Origin of the sequence: Micromonospora sp. NPDC049004, assembly GCF_040649315.1 — a bacterium.
Classification (GTDB): Bacteria; Actinomycetota; Actinomycetes; order Mycobacteriales; family Micromonosporaceae; genus Micromonospora.
Genome location: NZ_JBEZFG010000011.1, coordinates 81,369 through 94,916 on the forward strand (window position 1 = coordinate 81,369; position 13,548 = coordinate 94,916).

General features: G+C 72.9%; 15 protein-coding genes. 2 read left to right on the forward strand and 13 right to left on the reverse strand.

The annotated features are described in order from the left end of the window. Positions 1–104: 104 nt before the first annotated feature. The 13 genes from rpsO to rimP form a co-directional block, all read right to left on the reverse strand. Positions 105–374, reverse strand: coding sequence for a 30S ribosomal protein S15 (rpsO, locus tag AB0B97_RS28345; RefSeq protein ID WP_007456699.1), 270 nt, complete (start codon positions 372–374; stop codon positions 105–107). 190 nt (positions 375–564) lie between these two features. Beyond that, positions 565–1,494, reverse strand: coding sequence for a bifunctional riboflavin kinase/FAD synthetase (locus AB0B97_RS28350; protein ID WP_234588260.1), 930 nt, complete (start codon positions 1,492–1,494; stop codon positions 565–567). Between the two features lie 77 nt (positions 1,495–1,571). Then, positions 1,572–2,456, reverse strand: coding sequence for a tRNA pseudouridine(55) synthase TruB (truB, locus tag AB0B97_RS28355; RefSeq protein WP_357497936.1), 885 nt, complete (start codon positions 2,454–2,456; stop codon positions 1,572–1,574). 127 nt (positions 2,457–2,583) lie between these two features. Continuing rightward, complete coding sequence (locus AB0B97_RS28360; RefSeq protein ID WP_357497938.1) at positions 2,584–3,906, reverse strand: MATE family efflux transporter; 1,323 nt, start codon at positions 3,904–3,906, stop codon at positions 2,584–2,586. Positions 3,907–4,356: 450 nt separating this feature from the next. Continuing rightward, the gene (locus AB0B97_RS28365; protein ID WP_234588302.1) at positions 4,357–4,566 is read right to left on the reverse strand and encodes a DUF6186 family protein; all 210 of its coding nucleotides are present in this window, start codon (positions 4,564–4,566) and stop codon (positions 4,357–4,359) included. Next, complete coding sequence (locus tag AB0B97_RS28370; RefSeq protein WP_234588258.1) at positions 4,566–4,973, reverse strand: hypothetical protein; 408 nt, start codon at positions 4,971–4,973, stop codon at positions 4,566–4,568. Before AB0B97_RS28370 ends, AB0B97_RS28365 begins: the two co-directional genes overlap by 1 nt. Before the next feature lie 124 nt (positions 4,974–5,097). Next, positions 5,098–6,156 (reverse strand): bifunctional oligoribonuclease/PAP phosphatase NrnA, encoded by a 1,059-nt coding sequence (locus tag AB0B97_RS28375; RefSeq protein WP_357497940.1) that lies wholly within the window; start codon positions 6,154–6,156, stop codon positions 5,098–5,100. Next, positions 6,153–6,632, reverse strand: a complete 480-nt coding sequence (gene rbfA, locus AB0B97_RS28380; protein ID WP_357497942.1) for a 30S ribosome-binding factor RbfA — start codon at positions 6,630–6,632, stop codon at positions 6,153–6,155. The genes AB0B97_RS28375 and rbfA overlap by 4 nt, the downstream gene beginning before the upstream one ends. Positions 6,633–6,758: 126 nt before the next feature. Further along, positions 6,759–7,055: a DUF503 domain-containing protein gene (locus tag AB0B97_RS28385; protein ID WP_234588255.1), complete on the reverse strand. Its 297-nt coding sequence runs from the start codon at positions 7,053–7,055 to the stop codon at positions 6,759–6,761. 90 nt (positions 7,056–7,145) lie between these two features. Further along, positions 7,146–10,160 carry a translation initiation factor IF-2 gene (gene infB / locus AB0B97_RS28390; RefSeq protein ID WP_357497945.1) on the reverse strand — a complete coding sequence of 1,005 codons (3,015 nt, stop codon included), beginning with the start codon at positions 10,158–10,160 and terminating at the stop codon, positions 7,146–7,148. Positions 10,161–10,253: 93 nt separating this feature from the next. Beyond that, positions 10,254–10,586, reverse strand: a complete 333-nt coding sequence (locus AB0B97_RS28395; RefSeq protein WP_234584282.1) for a YlxR family protein — start codon at positions 10,584–10,586, stop codon at positions 10,254–10,256. A 16-nt stretch (positions 10,587–10,602) separates the two neighbouring features. Then, entirely contained in the window at positions 10,603–11,646 is a 1,044-nt protein-coding gene (nusA, locus tag AB0B97_RS28400) for a transcription termination factor NusA (protein ID WP_234584281.1), read from the reverse strand. After that, positions 11,643–12,383: a ribosome maturation factor RimP gene (rimP, locus tag AB0B97_RS28405; RefSeq protein WP_357497948.1), complete on the reverse strand. Its 741-nt coding sequence runs from the start codon at positions 12,381–12,383 to the stop codon at positions 11,643–11,645. Before rimP ends, nusA begins: the two co-directional genes overlap by 4 nt. 154 nt (positions 12,384–12,537) lie before the next feature. Here rimP and AB0B97_RS28410 point away from each other — a divergent pair, with 154 nt between their 5' ends. After that, complete coding sequence (locus AB0B97_RS28410; protein WP_357498085.1) at positions 12,538–13,065, forward strand: hypothetical protein; 528 nt, start codon at positions 12,538–12,540, stop codon at positions 13,063–13,065. Further along, positions 13,062–13,499, forward strand: a complete 438-nt coding sequence (locus tag AB0B97_RS28415; RefSeq protein ID WP_234584279.1) for a ferritin-like domain-containing protein — start codon at positions 13,062–13,064, stop codon at positions 13,497–13,499. Before AB0B97_RS28410 ends, AB0B97_RS28415 begins: the two co-directional genes overlap by 4 nt. Positions 13,500–13,548: the final 49 nt, after the last annotated feature.

The following is a 13,548-nucleotide window of genomic DNA, read 5'->3' on the forward strand; positions in this document are numbered from 1 at the left end:
GACCGGTACGCTGACCGGCTCCCTCTCGGGTTGGTCGCGCGGCCCGTGTTCTTCAGGTGGGACGCCGATCGGGGGAGCGGCCGGTCGGCCACTCCCCCGTCACGTCACCGGCGCAGACCGAGCCGCTCGATGAGCGTCCGGTAGCGGGCAATGTCCTTCTTCTGGACGTAGTTGAGCAGCCGACGGCGACGGCCGACCAGCAGCAGCAGCCCACGGCGGCTGTGGTGGTCGTGCTTGTGCACCTTCAGGTGCTCGGTCAGCTCGGCGATCCGCTTGGTGAGGACCGCGACCTGGACCTCCGGCGAACCGGTGTCGCCCTCGGCGGTCGCGTACTCCGCGCGGATGCTGGCCTTGGCTTCCTGGTCGAGCGCCATGTTCTCCCTGTTTCGATGGGTTGATCAAGTAGGTGTCCGTCGTCCCGATGGACCGGGAACGGACCGGTACCTCGCACCCGCGGCGTCGAGCAGGCACGCGAGGCCCCACGCCGGTCACCCGACGTCCCCGCAAGACTACCAGCACCCACGGGTAACACCCGGCCAAGGGCCTGCGCGGCCCGGTGGATGATCAGCTCAGGGCGCTCCGGGTGCGTGCGACGTCCTGTTCGATCTGGGCGATCAACGGCTCGATCGAGTCGTACCGGACCTGACCGCGCAGGTGCGCCACGAAGTCCAGGGCCAGCCGCTCGCCGTACAGGTCGCCGTCGAAGTCCAGCGCGTACGCCTCCACCCGCCGCTCCCGACCGGAGAAGGTCGGGTTGGTGCCGACCGACACCGCGGACATCAGCGGCTCGGACTGCCCACGACGGATCAGCCGGGCGGCGTACACCCCGTCGGCGGGGACCGCCGCGTACCTGTGGCAGAGCAGGTTCGCAGTGGGGAACCCCAGCACCCGGCCGCGTTGGTCGCCGCGGACCACCACCCCCTCCACCCGGTGCGGGCGGCCCAGCGCGGCCGCCGCGGCGCCCACGTCGCCGGCGTCGACGCAGGAGCGGATGTACGTGGAGGAGAAGACCGTCCCGTCCTGCGCGACCAGCGGGCCGCCCTCCACCCCGAAGCCGAAGGTCTTGCCCAGCCGCTCCAGCAGCGCCACGTCGCCCGCGGCGCGGTGCCCGAAGCGGAAGTTGCCGCCGACCACCACCAGCGCCGCGTGCAGGTGCTCGACCAGGATGTCGTGAACGAACTGCTCGGGCGGCAGCCGGGAGAACTCCGGGGTGAACGGCACCACGCAGAGCACGTCCACGCCGAGCGCCTCGATCAGTTCCGCCTTGCGGGCCGGCTCGGTGAGCACGGCCGGGTGCGAGCCGGGGCGGACCACCTCGGCCGGGTGCGGATCGAACGTGACCACCACCGACTGCACGCCCAGCTCCCGGGCCCGGGCCACGGCGTGCCCGATGGTCGCCTGGTGCCCCTTGTGCACGCCGTCGAAGACGCCGATGGTGACGACCGAGCGTCCCCAGCCGCCGGGCGCCGCGTCGTACCCCCGCCACCGCTGCATGCCGTTCCTCTCCTGCTGTCCCGCCGGTCGGCGGGTCGACACCGCCGGCCGGAAGCCGACGGACCTGCGTACCGCCGTCAGGCCGGGGCGAGCACGATCTCCGCGCGGGCCCGCCCGTCCCGCTCGCTGACGATAGCGATCAGAGCACCGGTCGGTCCGAAGACGGCGTACGGCCCGGCGATGCCGGCCGGGTCCAGCGGACCGCCGTGGCCGAGCACCTTCGCCTCGTCGGGTGTCGCCTCCCGGCGCGGGAAGAACCGGTCGGCCGCCGCGTCCAGCGGCAGGTTCACCACGGCCGGGGCGCGCTGCTCCAACTCGTCGAGCGTGGCCGCCTCGGTGAGCGTGAAGCCACCTACCGCGGTCCGACGCAACGCGGTGAGGTGCCCACCGACGCCGAGCGCCAGGCCGGCGTCCCGGGCGATGGCCCGGATGTACGTCCCCGAGGAGCAGGTGACGTCGACGTCCACGTCCACCACGTCCGGCTCGGTGCGGCGGATCGCCAGCACCTCCAGCCGGGAGATGGTGACCCGCCGCGCCGGCAGCTCGACGCTCTCGCCGTCACGCACCCGCTTGTACGCCCGCTGACCGTCGATCTTGATGGCGCTGACCGCGCTCGGCACCTGGTCGACCTCGCCGGTCAGGGGCGTCAGCGCGGCCCGGACGGCCTCGTCGGTGACGTGGCCGGCCGGGGTGCTGGCGATCACGTCACCCTCGGCGTCGTCGGTGACGGTGGCCTGGCCGAGCCGGATCGTGCCGGTGTAGCTCTTGCCCGCGCCGATGACGTAGGTCAGCAGTCGGGTGGCCCGCCCCACACCGATCACCAGGACACCTGTGGCCATCGGGTCGAGGGTGCCGCCGTGCCCGACGCGGCGGGTCTTCGCCAGCCGGCGGATCCGCGCCACCACGTCGTGCGACGTCATGCCGCCGGGCTTGTCGACAACGATCAGACCATCGGTGCTCACGTCGTCCAAGCCTGCCAGACAGCCCAGCGGCGACCGGAGTCGCCCGGCGCCCTCCCGCCCGCCCGCAGGCGTACACCCCGGGGTGGCGGCCCGGCGGCGGCGAGGACTGCTGAGCCGGGTCGGTCCGTCAGCGGGTCGCGCCGACCACGGCCCAGGCGCCGTTGCGCAGGCGCAGCAGCAGGGCGACCAGCCGGATCGCCACGAAGAGGGTGAGCCCGGCCCAGATGCCGCCCAGCCCCAGGTCCAGCCCGTACGCCAGCCAGATGGCCGGCAGGAAACCGCCGAGCGCCGCCACGATGGTGAGGTTGCGCAGGTAGCGCACGTCGCCCGCGCCGATCAGCACGCCGTCGAGCGCGAACACCACCCCGGCCAGGGGCTGCATGGCCACGAACCACGGCCAGGCCACCATGGCCTGCTCGCGTACCTGCTCGTCGGAGCTGAACCAGGACGGCACGACACCGGCCCCGGCGGCGATCAGCAGCGCGAAGGCGACGCCGCAGACACCGCCGAGCACGCCGATCCGGCGGGCCAGCGCACGGGCGTCCGCCGCGTCGCCGGCGCCCAGCGCGGCGCCGACCAGGGACTGCGCGGCGATGGCGAGGGCGTCGAGCACCAGCGCCGTGAAGAACCAGAGTTGCAGGGCGATCTGGTGCGCACCGACGGCGGCGGCGCCGAAGCGGGCGGCCACGGCAGTCGCGGAGAGGAAGCTGGCCTGGAACGCCACGCCGCGGATCAGCAGGTCCCGGCTGAGCACGAGTTGCTGGCGGATCACCCGGAGTCGGGGCCGCAGCGACACCCGTTCGGCGACCAGCGCCGCGGCGAAGAGCCCACCGGCGATCGTCTGGGCGACCACGTTGGCGACCGCCGAACCGGTCAGGCCGAGGCCGGCGGGATAGACCAGCAGCGGGCAGAGCAGGGCGGAGAGCAGGTTGGGGCCGAGCACGAAGAACAGCGGCCGCCGGGTGTCCTGCACACCGCGCAGCCAGCCGTTGCCGGCGGCGGCGAGCAGCAGGCCGGGGGCGCCGAGCGCCGCGATCCGCAGCCACGCGGCGGCGGCGTCGGCGACGTCGCCGGGACCTCCGGCGAGGGTACGCGCCAGCGCGCCCCCGCCGATCTGCATGCCGATCGCGACAAGCAGCCCGACGCCGAACGCGAGCCACGACGACTGGACTCCCTCGGCCACGGCGGCCGCCCGGTCGCCGGCGCCGAAGCGGCGGGCCGACCGCCCGGTGGTGCCGTACGCGACGACGGTGCCGAGCCAGGCGGTGAGCGTCATCACCGTGCCGCCGACGGCGAGCGCCGCGAGGGGCACCCGACCGAGGTGACCGACGACTGCCGTGTCGACGAGCACGTAGAGCGGCTCGGCGGCGAGGACGACGAGGGCTGGCAACGCGAGGCCGGCGATGCGGCGCGGCGAGGCGGATCGGTCGGTGGTGGCAGGGTGGCTCATCGCCGCCGATCCTGGCACGACGACGGTAAGGATCGCAATCCCGCCGAGGACTTACTCCAGCGGAGGCGTCACCGCTCGGCGGACTGGCTCACTGGCGAGTGTCCATCGACGTCTGCAGCGCGCGGCGGGCCTGCTCGCGGGCGTCGTCGGTGGTGGTCTCGGGCTTGGGCTTGTTCGGCATGGTGGCGCTCCTTCCAGGGTGCGAGCCACCGGCACGCGGCGGCCCTCACGGGCGGTCGTGCTGAGCGCCCCACGGCGGTCCGGGGTTACCGGAGCAGCCGACTGGGCAGCGTGAGCCCGGGTCGGTCCGACCCTGGAGGGAGGCAGCGCGAGGTGTGGCACCACCGCCCACGACCTGCATCACCACGTGATGCCGGCCGCCTCCCAAGTTATCGTTCAGGTCCACATGCTGCTCTCGGTTCCCGCCATTTGGACGGGCGGCGACCCGGTTCAGCGGGCCAGGAAGTGCCAGCCCAGCCACCACCAGAACCCGAACAGACCGATCCTGCCCACCGGCACCGACCCGACCTCGTAGCGCATCACGTACGCGCAGACCTCGCCCAGGGTCGGTATGCGGGATCCCTCCCGCCGGGCCAGCCACTCGACCCCGACGAACAGGGCCAGCGCGGTGAGGAAACCGCCGATCGCGAGAGCCCGCATCATCGCCGCACCAACCCCCAAAACGCGGCCAGCCAGGCGAACCAGGCCGCCGACCGGGTCAGGTGATCCTCCAGCAAGGGGTCGGCCAACCGGGAGAAGGTGGGAAAGTCGTCGCCCACGGCCAACACGAAGGTCGCGCCCTCGAAGACCCCGAAGACCACCACCGGCAGTGCCCACCACGCCGCTCCCGGCCCCAGCCGACGCGGCGCCGGCCGCCGGGGCACCCGGCTGTTCAGACCGAGCCAGATCAACACGCCGCCGGTGCCGAGCGTGTAGAGATTCGCCTCGGTCGAGAACGACGCGAACCGGCCGCCGACGAGGGACAGGCAGAGGAGAACCGGAACGGAGACGGCGGGCCGGTCCCAGGCTCGGGGGGCCTCCACGGTGAGATCGTGCGGCTGCTCCATCCCGCAATTCTTCCCGTTCTCACACAGCCCGGGAAGACCAACACTCCCCGGAGCTGACCCTGAACTTCCCGCCCCGCATCAGAACGTGGACGGGTCGGTGGCGTCGGGCGGCCCGGGAACGGTGTCAGGCGTCGCCGGTGATCAGTGCCCCGGTCAGCTCGCCGCGGATCGCCTCGATGACGTGCTCGGCGGTCCCCCGGCCGGTGAACCCGGCCGCGAACGTGTGGCCACCCCCGCCCAGCGCCACCGCCACGCGACTGACGTTCACCGCGCCCTTGCTCCGCATCGAAACGGCCCACTCGTCGGCGGCGGTCTGCTTCAGCACGCAGCTCACGTCCGCCTCGGCGGTGCACCGCACCGAGTCGATCAACGCCTCCAGGACGTACGGCCGCTGATCGTGGCGGCCCAGATCGTCGAGGGTGGCGAAGGTCCACACCAGCCCCCGGCCATCGGCAGCGGCCGGCTCCAGCCGAGCACGGCCGAGGACCTCCCCGAAGAGGCGGACCGCGCCGAAGGGTCGGGTGTCGAACACCCGCCGGGAGATGTCCCCGGGCGAGATGCCGGTAGACAGCAGCCGGGCGGCGAGCTGGTGCACCGCCGGAGTGGTCGCCTCGAACCGGAACGAGCCGGTGTCCGTGGTCAACGCCACGTACAGGCACTCGGCGATGGCCCGATCCAGCGGTACGCCCAGTCGCGCCAACAGCTGCTCGGCCACCACCGACGTGGCGGCGGCCCGCGGGTCGACCAGGTTGACGGAGCCGAAGCCCGGGTTCGAGGCGTGGTGGTCGAGCACCAGGACGGCAGGAGCCGTCGACAGCCGACCGGCCAGCTCACCGAGGCGCGACTCGCTGGCCGCGTCGAAGCAGATCACCAGATCCGGGGCCGGATCCGCGGCGCCGGCCGGGACCAGCAGCTCCAAGCCGGGCAGCCCCCGGAACGGCTCGGGCACCTCCGGCGGCCCGGGAAAAGTCGCCTGCAACCCGGATACGCCGAGCTGGCGCAGACCCAGACCGAAACCGAGCATGCTGCCCAGCGCGTCCCCGTCCGGGTTGACGTGGCAGATCAGCAGCACCCGGCTGGTCGGCCCGACGGCGCGGATCAGCGCCTCGGCCGCGGCCCAGTCCGCCTCGGCCGGGCCGGTGTCGACCGGCGCGACGAGTTGTGCACCGGCGGCGGCCGTCACCGCGCTGCCCCACCCCGGGGGTTCTCCGGGACGTCGGCGGCCTCGTCGTCGGTCTCGTCCTCGTCGACCCGGTAGGGCTGCGCCTCGCCCGCGTACTCCGCCCGGGCGGCGAGCCGCTGCACCTCCGCGTCCGCGTTGCGGGCGGCGGCGAGCAGATCGTCGATGTGCTTGACCTGGTCCTGCACGTCGTCCAGCACGAAGGTGAGCGTCGGCGAGTGCCGCAACCCGAGGGCCTTGCCGACCGTGCTGCGTAGCAGCCCCTTGGCGCTCTCCAGAGCCGCCGCCGTGTCCGCCTGGGCCACCGCGTCACCGAGCACCGTGTAGAAGACCGTCGCGTCGCGCAGGTCAGCGGTGATCCGGGCATCAGTGATGGTGATCATGCCGAGCCGCGGGTCCTTGATCTGGCTCCGCACCACCGACGCGACCAGCTCACGCACCCGTTCCGCGTGCCGGCGTACCTTGGCCGGATCAGACATCTCGCCACCTCCACGGCGTCCTGCTCCCGGCCGACCCGGCGACCCGGGGCCGCCGGCCGACCGGCCAACATGTCGAACACTACCTTCGCGGCGGCGCCGGTCGCCCGGCACCGCCGGCACCCCGGGTCAGTCGTCGTCCACCCCGTACAGCCGGCGCCGGACCGACAACAACTCGACCTCGGGGCGCGCGGCCACCAGGCGCTCGCACGAGTCGAGCACCTCGCGGACGTGCGCCGCTTCGGCGGCGACCACCGCCACCGCTATCTCCGCTCGACCGTGCAGGTCGAGCGCACCCACCTCGGCGGCCGAGACCTCGAAGCGGCGCAGCGCCGCCACGATCGGCCGTACATATGATCTCTTGGCTTTGAGCGACCGGGAGTCGCCCGGCAGCAGCAGGTCGAAGACCGCGTTTCCGGTGAACATCGCCCAGGACGATACCGGCAACCCGCCCCGCATGATCAAGGGGTTTACGCCGGTTGGCGTAAACCCCTTGATCAGCGTGTCACTGCCGGATCAGGCGCGAGCCTTCTCCCGCATCTCGAAGGTCTCGATGACGTCGCCGACCTGGACGTTGTTGTAACCACCCAGGGTCAGACCACACTCGAAGCCCTCGCGGACCTCCGTGGCGTCGTCCTTGAACCGCTTGAGCGAGGTGATCGTGAGGTTGTCCGCCACGACCGCCCCGTCCCGCAGCAGGCGTGCCTTCGCGTTGCGCCGGATGATGCCCGACCGGACGATACAACCGGAGATGTTGCCGATCTTGGACGAGCGGAAGACGTCGCGGATCTCCGCGGTGCCCAGCTCGACCTCCTCGTACTCCGGCTTGAGCAGGCCCTTGAGCGCTGCCTCGATCTCCTCGATGGCCTGGTAGATGATCGTGTAGTACCGGATCTCCACGCCCTCGCGGTCGGCCATCTCGCGGACCTTGTTCGAGGCCCGCACGTTGAAGCCGATGATCGTGACCGGCTCCGACGAGGCACTCGCGAGCATGACGTTGCTCTCGGTGATCGCGCCGACACCCCGGTCGAGGACCTTGAGCTGGACCTCCTCGGGAATGTCGAGGTTGAACAGCGCGTCCTCCAGAGCCTCCACCGAACCGGAGACATCGCCCTTGAGGATGAGGTTGAGCGACGTCTTCTCGCCCTCCTTGAGCTGCTCCATGAGCGTCTCAAGAGTGGCCCGACCACGGGAGTTGGCGAAGGACGCCGCCCGCCGCCGCGCCTGCCGCTGCTCGGCGATCTGCCGCACCGTACGGTCGTCCGCCGCGGCGAGGAACGTGTCGCCCGCGCCGGGAGGCGCGGTCAGACCCAGCACCATGACCGGACGCGCCGGACCGGCCTCGGTGAGCTGGTTGCCGTTCTCGTCGAGCATGGCCCGGACCCGGCCGTGCGCCCCACCGGCGACGATCGAGTCGCCCGCCCGCAGGGTGCCCTTCTGCACGAGCACCGTCGCCACCGCACCGCGACCCTTGTCCAGGTGCGCCTCGATGGCCACACCCTGCGCCGGCCCGTCGATCGGAGCGGTCAGCTCCAGCGACGCGTCGGCGGTCAGCAGGACAGCCTCGAGCAGTTCCTCGATGCCGATGCCCGGCTTCGCGGCCACGTTGACGAACATGGTGTCGCCGCCGTACTCCTCAGCGACCAGGCCGTACTCGGTCAGCTGCTGGCGGACCTTGTCCGGGTTGGCCTCCGGCTTGTCGACCTTGTTGACCGCGACCACGATCGGCACGTCGGCCGCCTTGGCGTGGTTCAACGCCTCGATGGTCTGCGGCATCACGCCGTCGTCGGCCGCGACCACCAGGATCACGACGTCCGTCACCTGGGCACCACGGGCACGCATGGCGGTGAACGCCTCGTGACCCGGGGTGTCGATGAAGGTCACCGCGCGGTCCTCGCCCTCGTGCGGGACGTGGACCTGGTAGGCACCGATGTGCTGGGTGATGCCACCGGCCTCGCCGGCCACCACGTTCGCCTTACGGATCGCGTCGAGCAGCTTGGTCTTACCGTGGTCGACGTGACCCATGACGGTCACGACCGGCGCACGACTGACCAGACGCTCCTCGGCCACCTCCGCGTCGAGGTCGATGTTGAACTGCGCGAGCAGCTCGCGGTCCTCGTCCTCCGGGCTGACGATCTGCACCTCGAAGCCGAGGTGCACACCCAGCAGCTGCAGGGTCTCGTCAGAGCAGGACTGGGTCGCGGTGACCATCTCGCCCAGGTTGAACATCTCCTGGACCAGCGAACCCGGGTTGGCGTTGATCTTGTCGGCGAAGTCCGACAGCGAGGCGCCACGGGAGAGCCGGACGACCTGACCCTGACCCCGGGGAGCACCCGAGCTCATGGTCGGAGCCGACAGGTTGTCGAACTCCTGTCTGCGCTGCTTCTTGGACTTGCGGCCACGCGTCGGCCGGCCACCCGGACGCCCGAAGGCACCCGCGGCGCCGCCGCCACGGCCACGACCACCGGCACCCGGACGACCGCCGCCGCCCGAGGGTGCGCCCGGACGGAAACCACCGCCGGGAGCACCGCCACCGCCGCCGGGACCGCCACGGTAGCCACCGCCACCGCCGGCACCCGCGCCGCCACCGGGGCCGCCGCGGTAACCGCCGCCACCACCGGCGCCGCCGCCGGGACCACCACGGAACCCGCCGCCACCGCCACCGGGGCGACCTGCGCCGCCACCGGGACGACCGGCGCCACCCGGGCCGGGACGACCGGCAGCCGGGCGCTGACTCGGCATGGACGCCGGGCTGGGCCGCGGCGGCATGGAGTTCGGGCTCGGCCGCGGCGGCATACCCGCCGGGCTGTTGGGCCGGGGGCCACCCGCACCCGCGGCCGGCGGCCGCTGCTGCTGGCCACCCTGGATGCCGAACGGGTTGTTACCGGCGCCGCGCGCCGGCGGACGACCGCCCGGTCGGGCACCGGGACCCGGCGCCGGCGTGCTCGGCCGAGCGGCCGGCGAACCGGGACGGGGCGGCATCGCTGCCGGACCCGGCCGCGGACCCGGACGGTTGCCCTCCGCCGGAGGCTCCCGGCGAACGGGGTTCTCCCGCTGCTGCTGGCGGGCGGCCTGCGCGGCCTTGACCGCGGCCTCCTGCTCAGCCTTCAGCGCGGCGGCACGCGCCTCGGCGGCCGCCACCTCGATGTCGTGGGCACTCGCCGGCTTGGCGACCGGGGCCGCCGACTGCGGCGCACCGGGCACCGGACCCTTGGGCTTCGGACCGGGTGCCGGCGCGGCCGGCCGCCGAGGCGGCATCGGCTTCGCCGAGACCCGGGGGGCACCCGGGGTCGGAGACGGCGTCGGGGTCGGCGTCGAAGCCGGCGTCGGCGCGGGCGCCGACGGGGCTGCCGGCGCCGGAGCACCGGAAGACGCGACGAAAGCGTTACGCAGCCGTCGGGCGACGGGCGCCTCGACCGTGCTGGACGCGGACTTGACGAACTCGCCCATTTCCTTCAGCTTGGCGAGAACGGTCTTACTCTCGACCCCGAGCTCTTTTGCAAGCTCGTGTACGCGGGCCTTGCCTGCCACTGCACTCCTCACTCCGAGGTCGTGCGGGCAGCACCCGCAGCGACCTCACTCGTGCACTTGAAGCCTGGTCATTTCAGGGACTTCATCGTGTGCTCATGTCGGTCGTCCTACCCTGCTAGCGACCCTCGCCCGGTCGGGCTGACCGGACGTAGTGGTTGGCGCATCGACGTGCTCTGCCAGCACACCGTGGTCGAGGACCTCGGTGATGCGCAGCGCTCGCCCGAAGGCGCGGCGCCGCACCGCCAGCGCGAAGCAGGCCGGATCCGGGTGCATGTTCGCTCCCCGACCCGGCAGCCTGCGGCGCGGATCAGGCCGGAGGCTGTGACCAGCCTCGTCCCCGATCGCGACGACCCGCAGCAATTCGCTGGCCGGCGCACGTTTCCGGCAGCCCACACAGGTGCGCTCCGGCTGCGCGCGTCGTACCACTGGAGGAAGTCTACCCCTAGCTGCCCGAGATCGCGCCGCCCGGCTCCGGCACGTGCTCCGCCGCCCCGCGCGCGGCGGGCGCGGTCTGCTCCGCGTCGGACCGGATGTCGATCCGCCAACCGGTCAACCGGGCAGCGAGTCGGGCATTCTGCCCCTCGCGGCCGATGGCGAGCGAGAGCTGGAAATCCGGGACGGTCACCCGGGCGGCCCGGCCGGCCAGGTCGACCACCTCGACGCGCAGCGCCTTGGCCGGCGACAACGCGTTGCCGACGAAGGTGGCCGGGTCGTCCGACCAGTCGATGATGTCGATCTTTTCACCGTGCAGCTCGCTCATCACCGCGCGCACCCGCTGGCCCATCGGACCGATGCAGGCGCCCTTGGCGTTCACCCCGGGGGTGGTGGAGCGGACGGCGATCTTCGTACGGTGACCTGCCTCACGGGCGATCGCGCCGATCTCGACAGTGCCGTCGGCGATCTCCGGCACCTCCAGCGCGAACAGCTTCTTGACCAGCGCCGGGTGCGACCGGGACAGGGTGATCTGCGGGCCGCGCATGCCCTTGGCCACGTGCACCACCACGCACCGGACCCGCTCGCCGTGGGCGTACCGCTCGCCGGGCACCTGCTCGGACTGCGGCAGCACGCCCTCCAGCTTGCCCAGGTCGACGCTGACGATGCCCTTCTCGGTACGGGTCTCGTGCGCCTGCACCACGCCGGTGATCAGGTCACCCTCGCGGCCCACGTACTCGCCGAAGTGCACCTCGTCGGTGGCCTCCCGCAGACGCTGGAGGATCACCTGCTTGGCGGTCATCGCGGCGATCCGCCCGAAGTCGTGCGGCGTGTCGTCCCACTCGCGCACCAGGGAACCGTCGGCGTCCATCTCCTGGGCGTACACCAGGGCGGCGCCGGACTTGCGGTCGATCTCCACCCGGGCGTGCGGCTCGGCGCCGTCGGTGTGCCGGTAGGCGGTCAGCAACGCGGTCTCGATCGCCGCGAGAATCGTGTCGAACGGGATCTCCCGCTCGCGCTCGAGTGCGCGCAGCGCCGCGAGGTCGATGTTCACCTCTCCTCGTCCTCCACATCATCTTCGTCGTCGATGTCGTCTGAATCGTCGTTCTCGTCCGCGTCGTCCGCGTCGTCGAACTCGTCGGTGTCGTCCGGCTCGCCCAGCTCGGCGAGGCGGGTGAACTCGACCTGCACCCGGCCCGGACCCAACTGGGCGTACGCCCAGGAGTCGCGGCCGGCGTCGGTCTCCAACTGCACTGTCTCGTCGTCGGCCCCGACCACCCGGCCGGTCAGCTGGCGATCCCCGGAGGGCTGCTCGCCCCGCTGGCCGGGCAGCGCTGCCGCGCCCCGGACGGTGACCTTGACCAGCCGGCCCACGTTGCGCCGCCAGTGCCGGGGCAGGGTGAGCGGCCGGTCCACACCCGGCGAGCTGACCTCGAGCTGGTATTCCCCGGCGAGAATGTCGCCGTCGGTCTCCTCGGCGGCGTCCAGCGCGGCCGAGACCGCACGGGAGACGTCCGCGACCGCGTCCAGGTCGATGCCGCCGTCGGCGTCCACGATCACCCGCACCACGTGCCGGCGGCCGGCCCGGGAGACCGACAGGTCCTCCAGGTCGTAGCCCACGCCGTTGACCACCGGCTCGATCACGGTCCGCAACCGGGTGCGTCGTGCCGCGAGATCACCGCCGCCGCGCGGGGCGGCGGCGCGCGGAGTGGCGCCGTCGCGTGGTCCGCGGGAGCCCGCGCCGTCGCGGGGTCGACCCGTCGACCTGGTGGCACGGCCACGCTGCGTCATCTGCGCACCCTTTCCCTGGTCGACCGGGACCCTCGTCCCGCCATGCCGGCACGCCACCGGAGCGGACGCGCCGGTGGCTGCGCAGAGCGTAACGCGCCTGCCCGGCGGCGGACCGGGCGGCGCACCGACGGCGATGGCCCCCGGACCGGCGCGGATGGTGTTCACTTGCCCGGTGGGGATCGGCAGAACGACACCGCGCGACCAAGTATCCGGACATAACCGGCGAAAGCTCCTGCGCACCGGGGCACTGCTGGCGCTCGGCTGCGCAGCGGCGCCGCTGACCGGCTGTGATCTTTTCGACCGCGACGACGAGCCGGCGCCACCGCCGGACCCGCTGCGCCCGATGGTCGACGAGGCGCTGGGCCTGGCCGCCGCGTACCGGGCGGGCGCCGCCGCCCACCCGGACCTGGCCGACCGCCTCGGCCCCATCGCCGAGACACACACCGCGCACGCCACCGAGCTCGCCCGGGTCATCGGCGTCACTCTCGGGTCCGCGCCCGCCGCCGACCCGAGCGCCACCGCGGCGACCGAGCCGGCCGACGCGCTGGCCGCCCTGCGCGCGCGGGAGAAGACCGCACAACAGTCGGCCACCGCGGCCTGCGCGGCGGCGCCCGCCGAGCGGGCGGCGCTGCTCGGGTCGATCGCCGCCGCCCGGGCCACCCACCAGGAGGCACTGAAGTGAGGCAGCCCACCGCCGGGGAGGCCCTCGCCGCCGCCCTCTCCGCCGAGTACGCGGCGATCTACGCCTACGGGCGGATCGGCGTCCGCCTCACCGGGGCGGCACGCGACCTCGCACACCAGGCGGAGGCCGCGCACCGACGCCGGCGCGACGCCCTGGTGGTGCAGCTCAGCACCACCGGCGGCACCGTTCCGCCGGGCCGGGCCGGGTACGCCCTGCCGTTTCCCGTCACCGACCGGGCGAGCGCGTTGCGGCTCGCCGTCGAGGTGGAGGAGCGCACCGCGGCGCACTGGCGGGCCGCGTTGGCGTCCACCACCGGCCCGGACCGCGACCAGGCACTGGCCGCCCTCGTCGAGTACGCCGTACGGGCCACGCGGTGGCGAAAGACCGCAGGGGTGACCCCGCTGACTGTCGCATTTCCCGGCCGCCCGAGCTGAGCCGGTGCGCTCCGGTTGCGGAGCGCATACCAGGTATGCATACTCCGTT

What these genes read in the sequence shown, in the direction of transcription:
- rimP (WP_357497948.1), bottom strand. Translation starts at nt 12,383, where the DNA reads ATGACGCAGCGTGGCCGTGCCACCAGGTCGACGGGTCGACCCCGCGAC.
- AB0B97_RS28350 (WP_234588260.1), bottom strand. Translation starts at nt 1,494, where the DNA reads ATGCAGCGGTGGCGGGGGTACGACGCGGCGCCCGGCGGCTGGGGACGC.
- rpsO (WP_007456699.1), bottom strand. Translation starts at nt 374, where the DNA reads ATGGCGCTCGACCAGGAAGCCAAGGCCAGCATCCGCGCGGAGTACGCG.
- AB0B97_RS28410 (WP_357498085.1), top strand. Translation starts at nt 12,538, where the DNA reads ATGGTGTTCACTTGCCCGGTGGGGATCGGCAGAACGACACCGCGCGAC.
- AB0B97_RS28360 (WP_357497938.1), bottom strand. Translation starts at nt 3,906, where the DNA reads ATGAGCCACCCTGCCACCACCGACCGATCCGCCTCGCCGCGCCGCATC.
- rbfA (WP_357497942.1), bottom strand. Translation starts at nt 6,632, where the DNA reads ATGTCTGATCCGGCCAAGGTACGCCGGCACGCGGAACGGGTGCGTGAG.
- AB0B97_RS28370 (WP_234588258.1), bottom strand. Translation starts at nt 4,973, where the DNA reads ATGGAGCAGCCGCACGATCTCACCGTGGAGGCCCCCCGAGCCTGGGAC.
- AB0B97_RS28365 (WP_234588302.1), bottom strand. Translation starts at nt 4,566, where the DNA reads ATGCGGGCTCTCGCGATCGGCGGTTTCCTCACCGCGCTGGCCCTGTTC.
- AB0B97_RS28385 (WP_234588255.1), bottom strand. Translation starts at nt 7,055, where the DNA reads ATGTTCACCGGAAACGCGGTCTTCGACCTGCTGCTGCCGGGCGACTCC.